This window comes from Vibrio sp. 2-1-2a, assembly GCF_032648565.1.
GTDB classification, from domain to species: Bacteria; Pseudomonadota; Gammaproteobacteria; order Enterobacterales; family Vibrionaceae; genus Vibrio; species Vibrio diabolicus.
The window spans coordinates 481,546-494,844 of the sequence record NZ_WBOH01000003.1 but is presented as its reverse complement, the minus strand read 5'-3'; the positions used below and the strand labels follow the sequence as shown (position 1 = coordinate 494,844).

The 13,299-nt window shown below is 46.4% G+C and carries 12 protein-coding genes; 4 read left to right on the top strand and 8 right to left on the bottom strand.

What is annotated here, in order from left to right; genetic code table 11:
• Positions 1–14: 14 nt before the first annotated feature.
• Entirely contained in the window at positions 15–521 is a 507-nt protein-coding gene (locus F7Y48_RS10535; protein WP_258508510.1) for a hypothetical protein, read from the top strand.
• Between the two features lie 122 nt (positions 522–643).
• Here the strand turns inward: F7Y48_RS10535 and F7Y48_RS10530 are convergent, their stop codons facing one another.
• Genes F7Y48_RS10530 through F7Y48_RS10520 form a run of 3 tightly spaced genes read right to left on the bottom strand, consistent with a single transcriptional unit; the run spans position 644 to position 3,193 of the window.
• Positions 644–772 (bottom strand): DUF2474 domain-containing protein, encoded by a 129-nt coding sequence (locus F7Y48_RS10530; RefSeq protein ID WP_124007763.1) that lies wholly within the window; start codon positions 770–772, stop codon positions 644–646.
• A 20-nt stretch (positions 773–792) separates the two neighbouring features.
• Positions 793–1,800 (bottom strand): cytochrome d ubiquinol oxidase subunit II, encoded by a 1,008-nt coding sequence (gene cydB, locus F7Y48_RS10525; RefSeq protein ID WP_104973568.1) that lies wholly within the window; start codon positions 1,798–1,800, stop codon positions 793–795.
• Between the two features lie 28 nt (positions 1,801–1,828).
• A complete protein-coding gene (locus tag F7Y48_RS10520; protein WP_005392580.1) occupies positions 1,829–3,193 on the bottom strand; it encodes a cytochrome ubiquinol oxidase subunit I in 1,365 nt (454 codons plus the stop codon).
• Between the two features lie 136 nt (positions 3,194–3,329).
• On the opposite strand from F7Y48_RS10520, the gene F7Y48_RS10515 reads away from it, so the two are divergent.
• Complete coding sequence (locus F7Y48_RS10515; protein WP_309303520.1) at positions 3,330–4,763, top strand: PLP-dependent aminotransferase family protein; 1,434 nt, start codon at positions 3,330–3,332, stop codon at positions 4,761–4,763.
• A gap of 9 nt (positions 4,764–4,772) precedes the next feature.
• Here the strand turns inward: F7Y48_RS10515 and F7Y48_RS10510 are convergent, their stop codons facing one another.
• The gene (locus F7Y48_RS10510; protein ID WP_316683903.1) at positions 4,773–5,321 is read right to left on the bottom strand and encodes a sugar O-acetyltransferase; all 549 of its coding nucleotides are present in this window, start codon (positions 5,319–5,321) and stop codon (positions 4,773–4,775) included.
• A gap of 249 nt (positions 5,322–5,570) precedes the next feature.
• Positions 5,571–5,891 carry a DUF1840 domain-containing protein gene (locus F7Y48_RS10505; protein ID WP_005392576.1) on the bottom strand — a complete coding sequence of 107 codons (321 nt, stop codon included), beginning with the start codon at positions 5,889–5,891 and terminating at the stop codon, positions 5,571–5,573.
• 132 nt (positions 5,892–6,023) lie between these two features.
• Here F7Y48_RS10505 and F7Y48_RS10500 point away from each other — a divergent pair, with 132 nt between their 5' ends.
• Entirely contained in the window at positions 6,024–6,860 is an 837-nt protein-coding gene (locus tag F7Y48_RS10500) for a phosphate/phosphite/phosphonate ABC transporter substrate-binding protein (protein WP_308322569.1), read from the top strand.
• Between the two features lie 11 nt (positions 6,861–6,871).
• Complete coding sequence (locus tag F7Y48_RS10495; protein WP_316683896.1) at positions 6,872–9,493, top strand: ATP-binding protein; 2,622 nt, start codon at positions 6,872–6,874, stop codon at positions 9,491–9,493.
• A gap of 94 nt (positions 9,494–9,587) precedes the next feature.
• On the opposite strand, the gene F7Y48_RS10490 is transcribed toward F7Y48_RS10495, so the two are convergent.
• The 3 genes from F7Y48_RS10490 to F7Y48_RS10480 are packed head-to-tail and all read right to left on the bottom strand — an operon-like array spanning position 9,588 to position 13,294.
• Positions 9,588–10,490: a hydroxymethylglutaryl-CoA lyase gene (locus F7Y48_RS10490; RefSeq protein ID WP_316683894.1), complete on the bottom strand. Its 903-nt coding sequence runs from the start codon at positions 10,488–10,490 to the stop codon at positions 9,588–9,590.
• Positions 10,471–12,519, bottom strand: a complete 2,049-nt coding sequence (locus F7Y48_RS10485; RefSeq protein ID WP_316683893.1) for an acetyl/propionyl/methylcrotonyl-CoA carboxylase subunit alpha — start codon at positions 12,517–12,519, stop codon at positions 10,471–10,473. The genes F7Y48_RS10490 and F7Y48_RS10485 overlap by 20 nt, the downstream gene beginning before the upstream one ends.
• On the bottom strand, positions 12,512–13,294 hold the full coding sequence (locus F7Y48_RS10480) for an enoyl-CoA hydratase-related protein (RefSeq protein WP_316683891.1): 783 nt from the start codon (positions 13,292–13,294) through the stop codon (positions 12,512–12,514). Before F7Y48_RS10480 ends, F7Y48_RS10485 begins: the two co-directional genes overlap by 8 nt.
• Between the last annotated feature and the right edge of the window lie 5 nt (positions 13,295–13,299).

Below are 13,299 nucleotides of genomic sequence, written 5' to 3'. Positions count from 1 at the left end.
AGAAGGACTTGATTGTGAACAGTCGGTCGCTGAAAAAATACCTACTGCCAATGTTCTTATTGGTTTTACCTATAGAATCATTCGCAAAAGATACGACTATGTTGGACGAGCTCAATAATCGATTTGTTACATTTGAAAGGCGATTTGATGATTGTATCAACTCTTCTTCTCAAAATGATGTGAGTGAAAACATTGTCGATAAGATTCAAGCGCTTAATATTGATTTTGAAATTTCTGTTGGCTATTTATACAAACAATCACTTTATTTATGCTCTGATAATGAATTCAGTGAGTTAGCAAGGATGATCATGATAATTGAAACCTCCGATAATGATGGATTGCAATTATCAAAGGCAAAAGCTAGTCAAATTAGAAAGCTACTTTTTAGCAAAGTGGATTTACGTTTAGAGTCGAAGTTTCAAAGTTTACCGCAAGATAAAAAGGAAGCATTACTGAACCTTGCGAAAAAGCTTGAACCTTTTGAACTCGTAAGCATGCATGAACGACTGCAGGCAATGTAGACTTATGAAAGAGTGTTTTGAGTAGATTCTTAACACTTGGCTTTATCATTAAGATTGAGTATTAGGTTCAACGCCTCTAGCTCTTACACAAGATCTAGAGGCATCCATTTAAAAGTGCCGAGCTAAGATTTTAATCCTGCAGCGGTCATCATGACGCGAAATAACATAGACACTAACCCTAATGCAGCGACGCTAGCGACCCAAATTCCAACCATCCACGCCCATTGGCGGCACCAATTTTTGACTTTCATACTCACTCCTTATCAACTCGTTAATGGTACGCTTCGTCTTCTTTCACTTTTCCAGAGAAGACGTAGTAACTCCAAAAGGTGTAAGCCAGAATTATCGGGATGATGATCACTGCTCCAACGAGCATAAAGCGCTGACTGCTTGCAGGAGCGGCTGCTTCCCATATTGATATGCTAGGAGGAATGATATTTGGCCAGATACTGATGCCAAGCCCAGCGAACCCGAGAATCACGATCACCAATGCCATCACGAAAGGGCTGTGCTCTTTTCGCTTTTTTACGGAGTCGGCAATCTTCAAACATACCAGCCCAGTAATGACAGGTACGGGCAATAAGTAGAACAAATTAGGCAGAGAAAACCATCTTTCCGCAATGGCAGGGTAAGCAAGTGGGGTCCAAGCGCTCACAATGACTAATGCGGAGATCATCGCCAGTAGTGTTTTGTTAGTGAAGCGGTACATCGTGTTTTGCAGTGCACCTTCCGTCTTCATGATGAGCCATGTGCTACCGAGCAGCGCGTACGTTGCGACTAAACCCAAACCGCAAAAGATGGGAAAAGGGGTAAGCCAGTCGAGTTGACTACCTACGAAGACGCGGTTTTCCACCGCAAAGCCTTGAATTACCGCGCCAACAACGATGCCTTGGAAAAACGTGGTTAAAATCGAGCCGACCATAAAAGAGCGATCCCAGAACTTTAAGTGGTTTTCCAATGCTTTAAAGCGAAACTCAAATGCTACGCCACGAAAGATCAAAGCAATCAACATCAACGTTAAAGGGATGGTTAGTGCTTCAATAATCACCGCGTAAGCCATGGGAAAAGCGCCAAATAGAGATGCGCCTCCAAGCACAATCCAAGTTTCGTTGCCGTCCCAAACTGGCGCGACACTGTTGACCATGACGTCTTTTTGTTTTTCATCCTTGATGAAGGGCATCAGTATTCCAATACCCAAATCGAAGCCGTCCATGATGATGTACATCAAAGTGGCAAAAACGATGATCGCGAACCAAATCACGGATAAATCAAAATGCATATCTTCTACCTTCACTTTGTGACAAATTCTAGATGCGGCCTGAAACGGTCGTCATGTCGTGCTCATCGTGCTCGATTGCATCGGGGCCTTTCTTGATTTGGTGGATCATGTAGTAATAACCAAAACCAAATACCAAGCTGTATACAACAAGGAAACACAGCAGGCTGATGCTCATTTGTAGGTCTCCGTGTGCAGAAACCGCATCACGCGTTTTTTGTACGCCATACACGACCCAAGGTTGCCGACCAACCTCTGTCGTAAACCAGCCAGCGAGTATCGCGATAAGACCAGATGGCCCCATAAATAATGAAAACTTGAGGAACCAACGCGAGGTATAAAGCGTGTTCTTTTTTCGTAACCACATGCTGTAGAAGCTCTGAAAAATCATCAGAAGTCCTAGCCCGACCATGATTCGAAATGACCAAAAGACGATAGGTGAGTTCGGTCGTTCCTCTTTCGGGAAGTCTTTCAGCGCCGGGATTGGCTCAGTTAAACTGTGGCGTAGGATCAAACTTCCTAGAACAGGAATTTCTAAGGCATAGTCTGTGCGTTCTTGTTCCATGTTTGGCATGCCGAACAATATCAATGGGGTTGGTTTGCCATCGCTGTTATCCCAATGTCCTTCGATGGCGGCGATTTTGGCGGGCTGGTGTTCCAAGGTGTTTAGCCCGTGCACATCGCCAATCACGGCTTGGAGTGGCGCAAGGAACACTAAGATCCCGAGCGACATCGAAAACATGGTTTTTACCGCAGTCGATTGATTGCCTCTCAATAAATGCCAAGCGGCTGACGCGCCTACAAAGAGTGCTGAACTGACAAAAGCTGCGACGCTCATGTGCGCCAAACGATAAGGAAATGAAGGATTGAAAACGATAGCAAACCAGTCGGTTGGCACCACATGTCCGTCGACAATTTCATAGCCTTGTGGTGTTTGCATCCAACTGTTGGAGGCGAGAATCCAGAACGTCGAAATGATCGTGCCTAACGCCACCATCGAGGTTGCAAAAAAGTGCAGCTTTTCGCCGACGCGACGCCACCCAAACAGCATTACGCCAAGAAATCCGGCTTCGAGAAAGAAAGCCGTTAACACTTCATAAGTCAGTAATGGGCCAGTGATAGAACCAGCGAAGTCGGAGAAACCACTCCAGTTGGTGCCGAATTGATAGGCCATGACAAGACCAGATACAACACCCATTCCAAAGTTAACCGCAAAAATTTTCGACCAGAAGTGATAGAGCTTTTGGTAATCGGGATTACGTGTTTTTAGCCATAAGCCTTCCAGCACGGCGAGATAGGTGGCCAAACCTATGGTGATAGCGGGGAAAATAATATGAAAGGATACCGTAAAGGCGAACTGTATCCGTGCAAGCATAAATGCGTCGAGGCCAAACATTAAACTTCCTTTGATCTTTTAAGTTTTATGAGAGAGCTATTTTAAAAGGAGCGGAATGAGGGAAGTAGGTACAGACAGTGACTATAAACCTATAACAGATTAAATATTGAAGTGTTATTATTTTGCATTCGGCTTTATGGAAGGGGATTTGCGTTTGGCGAAGTATCAAGAGTTAGTGGAACAGCTTAAAAGGCAGATAAAATCGGGGATATGGCACCCGGGTGACAAACTGCCTTCTCTGCGTCGCCAATCTGAACACTCGGGTTTGAGCTTGATGACGGTATTGCACGCTTATCAAATTCTGGAATCTCAAGGCTGGGTCACCTCACAGCCGCGCTCTGGTTATCGAGTCGCGCCCAATATTAAGAGTTCAAATGAACCCCAAGCGCCAGCCGCGGTTTCGTGGACAGAGCAGGTAGACATCAATGAGTTTATCTTTGATGTTCTGCAGGCGAGTAAAAATCCATCCATGATCAATTTTGGCTTTGCCTATCCAGACCCAAGTTTGTACCCACGATATCACGTGAATCGGGCGATGAGCGCAGCCGCTCGCAATATGCCGATTTCCACCACCTTTGATAACTTACCGCCGGGAAACGAACAATTACGCACCATCATCGCGAAGCGTTATGCTGCGAAAGGCATTGAAATTTCACCCGATGAAATTGTCATTACGGCAGGCGCGCTGGAGGCGTTAACGCTCAGTTTGCAAGCTTGTACAAGACCGGGAGATTGGGTGGTTGTGGAGTCGCCTGCATTCTATGGCGCATTGCAATCCTTAGAGCGGTTAGGTTTGAAAGCGCTCTCAGTAAGAACAGACCCAGTCACGGGTATTGACCTAGATTCATTGGAACGAGCGCTGCAAACACACGATGTGAAAGCATGTTGGCTGATGTCGAACTTCCAAAATCCTCTGGGTTTTACGCTCTCCAACGAGAAAAAACAAAAGCTGATTGAACTGACACAGCGATATAACGTGCCAGTGATTGAAGATGATGTGTACAGCGAACTGCATGCCGAGAATGACTCGGTTTACCCACTAAGAATGTTTGATGACACGGGCAATACCATGTTGTGCTCCTCGTTTTCAAAATCGTTAATCGCAGGGCTACGTATTGGTTGGGTTGCGGCGGGAAAGCGGGCGCTAGAGGTACAAAAGTTACAGTTAATGAGTACATTAGCGACGAGTGCACCAGTGCAAATGACATTGGTGCACTATTTAACAAGCCGCAATTATGAATCGCATTTGAAGCAGTTACGAAAAAAGTTGTTTGAACGTAAAAGTAAGATGACGGATCTGCTTAGTGAGCTGTTACCTGAAGAAGTCAAAGTGTTAAGCCAAAGCGGCGGGTACTTTATTTGGTTAGAGCTTCCCAAGCATATCGATGCCTTGCCGATATATCGAAAAGCGCTAAAAGACAATATCAGTATCGCACCGGGAAAGATGTTCAGCCTGACAGAACAATACGATCACTGTATTCGTCTTAACGCTTCTTTTGAGCTCAAGGACAAATACGTTCATGCTCTCAATCTGCTTACCAACATTATTCGCGAACATTTGGCGAAATAGCGACTTTCTTCAGTTTTTTGGTCTAATGGATCGCGCCGGATTTCCAGCAACTCGATCGCCCGGCGCAACGTCTTTGGTTACGACAGAGCCAGCGCCGACGACGGCCTCATCGCCAATGGTCACGCCTGGCAGTATGATAGCGCCCCCACCAATCCAAACGTTATTGCCGATTTTTACCGGTTTGGCGATCTCATCTCCGGCTAAGCGTCTTTGTGTATCGAGTGAATGAGCGGCTGTGTAAATTTGCACTCTAGGCCCAATCATGACGTTCGCGCCAATCTCAACCTGCCCATTGTCCAGAATAATGGCATCCCAGTTGATGTAGGTGTTTTCCCCGATGGACAAGTGGCAACCGTAGGTAAGCTGAAGCGGGGGCTCTATACAGGCGCTGTTTTCTAATTGGACGCCCATCTCCGCCAATAGTTGTCTACGGATACCTGGGTTTGGCTCGTGGTTAAATTGGAAGACAAGCTGCGCAGTTTTGGCGCGCATTAGCTTTAGTTCTTCATCCAGACAATTATAGGTTTTTCCAGAGCGCATCCGAGTCAGTTCTGACATAACAATCATTCCATTAATGGTTTTGCAGTTGAGGCCACAATGATAAGTGAGTGTTTCAGTCAATAGGAGATTTTTATTATTAAATCAGATGTTTATCACTGATTTATATTCAATAGGTTAGTTTTGAGTAAGCACTCGTTAAGAGTCATTCAAATAGAGAAGTGAAGTGAATTGGGTAAGTTCCTTTTAGCAGGGGAGGAAAGTATAGATTGGATGTTGCTTTCCTCTCCATAGCTTGATTTGGAGCATTTATTGGCTGTCCCACATCACTTCGCACTCTTCTTTAATAGCCGATTTTAAAAGCTCAATAAGTGGAAATGCTCTGCGTCCTAAACTGACCGTTTGTTCCTCTTGCTCCTCATCTTCTTCCATTGCTTGACTGTTGTTCTTCTCTATCGCTTCTTGTGCTGCGAGAGCGGAGGTCAATCTAGATAGAGCATCAGGGATATCTTGAGCGGAAATTGACCCTGGTACTGAGCCACTATGCCCCATCATTTTGATCATCTTTATTGCAATATCGCCAAACATAGTGACGTTCGAGTGGCTATGGCAACGAAATGTAATAAGCATTTACCTGCTCCTGTTTTAGGTGTTCATTTGAGTATAAATGGTATCTGAGACACGAGGCAATTTAATCCGATAATTCGCAATCTTTCAGATAGCTATCTATCTTTAACGAAAGACAAACCTAAGGAGATGATTTTGTTGAACTCCCAATTAAAGACGTTGATTTGGCGGCTTCACAAGCGAATATTTACGTTGCTTATGGTGTTATGCACATGTTCACCTTCTGTCGTTGCTCAACCTTCCATTGTTTTTGGTGTCGTACCGCAGCAGTCGGCGACCAAACTAGTGCAACAATGGCAGCCATTACTGCAACGCTGGGGAGATCTTGCTGGCGTTGAGATTAAGTTTGCCACGGCACGTGATATTCCCACATTCGAAGCTCGCTTGATGGCTGGAGCCTACGACATTGCATACATGAACCCATATCACTTTACGTTGGTGAATCAAAACCCAGGTTATACCGCTTTAGCAAGAGCGAAAAATAAGCGCATCACAGGCATTATTGTAGCAAGGCGAGGGAAGTCGGTTTCCCTTGATGAGCTGCAAGAAAAGACCATCGCTTTTCCTGCTCCACGAGCATTTGCTGCTTCTATCATCACACAATCAGAGTTGGCGCAGAAAGGCATCAAGTTTACGCCTAAATATGTTGGTTCGCACGACTCAGTCTATTTGGGGGTACTTAAAGGTTTGTACATTGCTGGTGGTGGCGTGAAGCGTACCTTTGAGAGCTTACCGAGTGAAATAAAAGACCAACTTAGCATCATTTATACAACTGCTGGTTATACGCCTCATGCTATTGCGGTTTCAAATAATGTCGATGAAGAGATTACTCTTGCCTTACGAAAGGCAATTTCGCAACTTAATGATGATCCAAAAGCACAGGAGAGTTTTACTTTACTCAACATTGACGGGTTACAGCTTGCACAAGACCAAGATTGGCAAGATGTTGTTCAATTGGGAATCTCAAGATAAATGGTTGTCCTATGACGCTGCGTTCGAAAACGATACTTGGCATTGCTCTTATTGAGGCCCTTGCGCTCGGTGTACTCATCATTAGTGGGCTTAATTGGTTGGAAAGTTCCAACGAGACTAGCCTCGAGGTTGGGAGCCAACACTTGGTGAGTGTATTTGCTCAGGCGTCGAGAGATGCGGTGATTGCGACGGACTTAGCCTATCTAGACAGTTTTGCTCGTTCTGTCGTGAGTGAGCACGAGCTGGCTTACATTCGTATTGTTAATCAAGATGGCGTCGAGCTGACGCTACAGGGGGATTACAGCGGTGTTGATACTGGTGTGAGACCGTTTGATGTGACCGATGGAGTTTACGATGTTGCGCAAGAGATTACTCTTGGAAAGCAGACTTTCGGTAAGGTTGAAATGGGTGTGAATGTTGAACATGTACATCAAGTACTTTCATTTGCGACTCATGCAAGTTTGGTTATCGCCTTTATTGAAATGTCGCTGGTGGCCATGTTTTCGTATGCTCTCGGTAGCTATTTGATGAAGCGGCTTGATCTTCTTCGTACTGGGGTAATCAAGGTTTCACAGCAAGGTCCGGGTTCGCAAATTTCGATTTCAGGCAATGACGAAGTTACACGTGTTGGCGAAGCGTTTAACCAAATGTCACGCTCTTTAGCACAAGCGCAAACTAAACTTCAGCAAGAGCATCAAACCCAGCAACAGTTATCGGCCAAAATATCGCAGCTTGCTGAGGTTGCTGAACATGCGCGTGATACCATCATCATTACTCACCCTGACGGCACTATTGCATGGGTAAACCCTGCGTTTGAACAGCTAACCGAATATACGTTGGAAGAAGTTATTGGCAAATCGCCGGGCGAGTTACTCCAAGGGCCAGACACAGACCCAAATACGGTGGCATTGCTCTCAAAAAGTGTCCGTAAGCACTCTCCTATTAGGGTTGAAATACTCAACTATACCAAGTCGAAGCACCCGTATTGGGTCGAGTTGGAGCTATCTCCTGTGTTTGATGAAGATGGCGGGCTGTTACGTTTTATTGCGGTAGAGCGTGACATCACCGACAGGCGCAGGATGGAGAGGCGTCTGTCGTCTGCTTTAGATAAATCGAAAAAGGCGATGCAAGCCAAATCGGAATTTTTGGCGAACATGAGCCATGAGATTCGCACCCCAATGAACGCGATCATGGGGATCAGCGAGATATTGCTTGAGAACGAAAACCGTCGAGAGCCAAGGGAGTTATTACTCTTGCTGCACAAATCTGCCAACAACCTTGTGACGATCATTAACGACATCCTCGACTACAGCAAAGTAGAGGCGGGCAAGTTGACGTTAGTTGAAGAGGAGTTTGACTTGCGTTCACTCGTCGAGAGTTGCACCGCTTTGTGTGCCTATCAGGCGGATAAAAAGAACCTTAAGTTGTTGGTTGATATGCCATTGTCTATGAATACGGTCGTGGTCGGCGATAAAGGTCGGATTAATCAAATCTTACTTAACTTGATCGGCAATGCAGTGAAATTCACGGATGAAGGTCATGTGCAGCTGAAAGTAAGAGAAAGTGAGCTCGGTTTTGATTTTTCAGTGAGCGATACTGGCATTGGAATTCCTAAAGACAGGCTAACTCATATTATGGGTAAATTTGAGCAGGTCGATACCTCCGCGACAAGGCGACATGAAGGAACGGGCTTAGGGTTGGCAATCTCAAAACGTTTGATCAGCATGTACAACGGTGAGCTTTGTGTGCACTCGGATTTTGGCAAAGGATCGTGTTTTAGCTTTAGTTTGCAGTTGCCTAAACGAAGTCAGCCTCATTCTGAGCCGGTGGAACTGAATGCAAATCGACTATTGTTGATTGATGATTATCTACCGCGCGTGGAACACTTGATTCGCTTAGCTAAAGAGATTGGCATCGAGGTGACTCATCGCAACGATTGGTCTGCGGCGCAGTCTTTGGGCAGAGATTTGGACGGTTTTGACCGCATCATCGCGAGCGTGAACAATGCTCAGGATAGAGATGCGCTCTATGAGCTTGATGCGACAGAATCATCCGCCAAACGGGTACTGTTTCTCGCCCCTTGCGTGATGGAGGAAGGGCAGGCATGGTCGTGCGAGCGGGATCGTTTACTGCCGCAACCTGTCACGCAGCATAAACTGCAAACCCTGTTCTCTAGCAAAATACAAAAGCGTCGAGCGCTTTCCTCACAAGACAATCCAGATTTTTCTAATTTGCACCTTTTGGTTGCAGAAGACAGCCATATCAACCGAATCTTGATTGAAAAAATGTTGCAAGACACCGGTGTGAAACTGACGTTGGCGGAAGATGGTGTCGAGGCCGTTGAACTCTACAAGCAGCTTTCCCCTGATTTGGTGATTACCGATATTTCTATGCCAAACAAAGATGGTTTTGGTGTGACAAAAGACATTCGTGAGTTACAGGAAAACGGTGAGTTTCCTTGGTGTCCAATCGTGGCGTTTTCTGCTCACGCGATGCAAGAAGAGCAGCAAAAGAGTATTGCACTAGGGATGAATGATTACCTGACGAAGCCAGTTCAGAAAAGCGATTTACTCGATATGATTGCGAAGTGGGGACGGCATACTCAAATGGCAGAAAAGCACGCCTCTGGTTAGTGCTTTTGTGAATCGTATTTGGCCCTAATAAAACGGGCATGTTGTTACGCATGCCCGTTTGTATTTATTGGTTGCCTATCGCGGATTGAGTCTTTTACAAGCAGTGCGGATCACCCAAAGCGAGTGCTACTTTGGAAGACGGACGTTTACCTAACGCACGGCAAATTTGCCAACCCGCTTCATTGATAATGTTGAGATCAATCCCCGTTTCAATGCCAAGCTGTTCACACAGATAAAGCACATCTTCCGTTGCGACATTACCACTGGCTCCTTTCGCGTAAGGGCAGCCGCCCAAACCAGCAACAGCACTATCAATGGTGTTGATGCCCATTAACAAGGCTTGGTAAATATTGGCCAACGCTTGTCCATAGGTGTCATGAAAATGTACCGCGAGCGCGTCTTTTGGCAGTTGCGTTAACAGCGAATCCAGCATGGCGATAACGCGATTAGGCGTTGCTTTACCGACAGTATCGCCCAGAGATATTTCATAGCATCCCATATTAAACAGCGCATTCGCGACCTTGGTAGTTTGCTCTGGTTTTATTTCTCCCTCGTAGGGACAAACCATAGTGCAAGACAAGTACCCGCGCACAGGAATGTTGTGCTGCTGTGCTAACGCGATCACAGGTTCAAACCGCGCGAGGCTTTCCGCAATACTACAGTTAATGTTCTTCTGGCTGAACGCTTCAGAAGCGGAGCCAAATACCGCAATTTGCTTTACGCCACTTTCTAGTGCTCGTTCTAAACCTGCTAAGTTTGGTGTGAGCGCACTGTAAACCACGCCTGGTTGTTGAGTTATTCCCGCAAATACCTGATCGGAATCGGCCATTTGTGGTACCCACTTTGGAGAGACAAAAGAGCCTGCTTCAATGTGCTTTAAGCCACTGTTGCTCAGCAGATTAATCAAACGGATTTTATCAACCAGCGTCACTGACGTTTCATTTTGCAGGCCGTCGCGAGCACCAACTTCGACGATATTAACCTTCGCTGGTAGCATACTCACGCTCCTTATCGACAGAGACATTTTCGGGTATCGAAGCTAAATGCAGCAGTATCGAACCATGCTGTACTTGGTCTCCATGCTGATAAAAAATCTCATCAACAGTTGCAGCTACCGGAGCTGTGATGGTGTACTCCATCTTCATCGCTTCGAGCACTAACAACGGATCGCCCGCCGCCACTTTGTCACCTTTATTCACCATGACCGCCGAGATCACGCCGTTCAGTGGTGCGGTTGGACTTAGTTTATCGTCTGCATCTTTTGCAGAGTCAAAGTTAGGTTGATGAGCAAACGTGCGCTGCTGACCAAGATAAAACAGCGTTGTCTGTTGCTCGTCGCTAAGTACATTAAAGGTGTAACGCACATTATCAATATCGACGATAAACTGGTTGCCACTTTCAAGCAGGATGACCTGATGCAACTCCTCGCCGCATCGGATAGTGAAGTGAGAACCTGTATCCTGCGATGATTGTTGCAAACGTACCTGATGGTTGGCATTGGCATCCGTGAAGTTAAATCGATAAACGTTGTCAACCGACAGTCTAAAACCTTGTTTGGTTGGCGCGGGTAACGTTGAGCTGTCTGATTTTGAAATGAGATCATTCCAGCGAGCGACCGCTGCCAACGTTAGCCAGATAGAATCTGACACATTTTGCTGCGCGCTAATGCCTTGCTGATGTTTAACCAGGAAGTCGGTATCAAGTTCGATATTGGCAAAGGCTGGCTGCGAAATAATGCTGTGCAGATAACCAATGTTTGTCGTTACTCCACGTACGTGATATTGAGTTAACGCCTGTTTAAGCTGTTTGAGCGCGATATCACGTGTTTGGCCCCAGACGATCAGTTTGCTGATCATCGGATCGTAGTATTCGCTGATGGTATCGCCTTGAGCAACACCACTATCAACACGTACACAAGCTAGGCGCACATCCTTGTCTGATAATGGTTCTTTTAAGTAATCAATGCGGCCCGTCGACGGCATAAAGTCGTTGTCTGCATCTTCGGCGTAAATTCGTAGCTCGATTGAATGACCGTTGTGGGTGATTTCAGATTGAGAGATCGGTAAATGCTCACCTGCTGCGACTTTTAATTGCCACTCCACCAAATCAACGCCGGTGATCAATTCAGTGACAGGGTGTTCAACTTGCAGACGGGTATTCATCTCCATGAAGTAGAATTGACCTCGGCTATCGAGTAAGAACTCCACCGTGCCAGCGCCAACATAGTCGATCGCTTGAGCGGCCTGAACCGCGGCTTTACCCATTTGTTTACGCAGTTCATCACTGAGTCCCGGCGCGGGTGCTTCTTCGACCACCTTTTGGTGACGACGCTGAATGGAACAGTCACGATCAGACAGGTAAACACAGTTGCCATGTTGGTCAGCAAATACTTGAACTTCCACGTGGCGAGGCTGCAATATGCATTTTTCGATTAGAAGCTGCTTATCGCCAAAGCTTGAAAGCGCTTCACGCTGCGCACCGTCGATGGCCAAGGGCATTTCGGCGGCGCTGTTGACCACTCGCATGCCTTTACCGCCGCCCCCTTGGGTTGCTTTGAGCATCACTGGATAACCGATTTTCTCTGCTTCAGCCAATAAGTGCTCAACGCTGTTGTCTGTGCCGTGATAGCCGGGAACCAAAGGCACGTTCGCCTCTGACATGATGGCTTTGGCTTGCGACTTCGAACCCATTGCCTCGATTGCGCTGGTAGGTGGGCCAATAAATACAATGCCATTTTCGCTGCACGCTTTGGCTAGTTTTGGGTTCTCGGAGAGAAAACCATACCCAGGGTGGATAGCATCAGCTTGCCATTTTTTCGCAGCACCGATAATCGCATCGATATCGAGGTACGACTCACTCGCCGGAGCAGGGCCGATAAATTCAGCGAAATCTGCTTGTTTAACATGTAAGCTGCTGCGATCCGCTTCGGAATAGACGGCAACTGTCTCGATGGCCATGCTTTTTGCGGTTTTAATAATTCGGCATGCAATTTCACCGCGGTTTGCGATCAGTATTCTTTTAAACATGATTCCTCCAATTGGCGGCGCGCTTTTCAAAAAATGCACTCAGTCCTTCCTGTCCTTCGCTGGACACGCGGGCGGTTGCAATCGCTTGGCTGGTGTATTCAATTAATGAGTGATCGATAGGTTGGCTATCACAACGTAAGCAGAGCGTTTTTGCTGCCTGCATGGCTTGTGGACCGTTGTTGAGCAGGTGATCAATGGTGCGATTGACAGCTTCACGTGGTTGAGAGTCGATCTGATGAAGAATATTCATCGATAGCGCGGTTTCGGCATCGATCAGTTCCGCGGTTAAAAAGTAGCGTCGGCTTTGTCGTTGTCCAATCGCTCGGATTACGTAAGGTCCGATGGTAGCGGGTAATAAACCGAGCTTCACTTCACTCAAACAGAAGCGACTTTCAGGTGTACCGATTGCGATATCGCAGCAGCAGATAAGCCCAAGTGCGCCGCCAAATGCAGCGCCGTGCACCATAGCAATGGTTGGTTTGCTAAAGGTATCCAGCGTATGCAAAAGTTTTGCTAGTTGCTGTGCATCTTGCAGGTTTTCACCCTCGGTTTTGGTTGCCATTGACTGCATCCAGCCCAGATCTGCTCCCGCAGAAAAGTGTTTTCCCTGTGCAGTTAACACCAGTGCACGGAGAGAATCGTCCTTTTCGAGCTGTTCTAGTGTCTCAATTAGTGAGGCAATCAATGCGTCATTAAACGCGTTGTGTTTTTCTGGCCGATTCAGGCTCAACCAGGCAACGCCATTGCTGTCTTTTTCAAGCAGTAGTCCGGTCATGTGAC

Bases quoted from the DNA above. Each gene is read 5' to 3' on its own strand.
- F7Y48_RS10485 (WP_316683893.1), bottom strand. From the start codon at position 12,519: ATGTTTAAAAGAATACTGATCGCAAACCGCGGTGAAATTGCATGCCGA.
- F7Y48_RS10515 (WP_309303520.1), top strand. From the start codon at position 3,330: ATGGAAGGGGATTTGCGTTTGGCGAAGTATCAAGAGTTAGTGGAACAG.
- F7Y48_RS10480 (WP_316683891.1), bottom strand. From the start codon at position 13,294: ATGACCGGACTACTGCTTGAAAAAGACAGCAATGGCGTTGCCTGGTTG.
- F7Y48_RS10505 (WP_005392576.1), bottom strand. From the start codon at position 5,891: ATGCTTATTACATTTCGTTGCCATAGCCACTCGAACGTCACTATGTTT.
- cydB (WP_104973568.1), bottom strand. From the start codon at position 1,800: ATGCATTTTGATTTATCCGTGATTTGGTTCGCGATCATCGTTTTTGCC.
- F7Y48_RS10520 (WP_005392580.1), bottom strand. From the start codon at position 3,193: ATGTTTGGCCTCGACGCATTTATGCTTGCACGGATACAGTTCGCCTTT.
- F7Y48_RS10510 (WP_316683903.1), bottom strand. From the start codon at position 5,321: ATGTCAGAACTGACTCGGATGCGCTCTGGAAAAACCTATAATTGTCTG.
- F7Y48_RS10490 (WP_316683894.1), bottom strand. From the start codon at position 10,490: ATGCTACCAGCGAAGGTTAATATCGTCGAAGTTGGTGCTCGCGACGGC.
- F7Y48_RS10495 (WP_316683896.1), top strand. From the start codon at position 6,872: ATGACGCTGCGTTCGAAAACGATACTTGGCATTGCTCTTATTGAGGCC.
- F7Y48_RS10530 (WP_124007763.1), bottom strand. From the start codon at position 772: ATGAAAGTCAAAAATTGGTGCCGCCAATGGGCGTGGATGGTTGGAATT.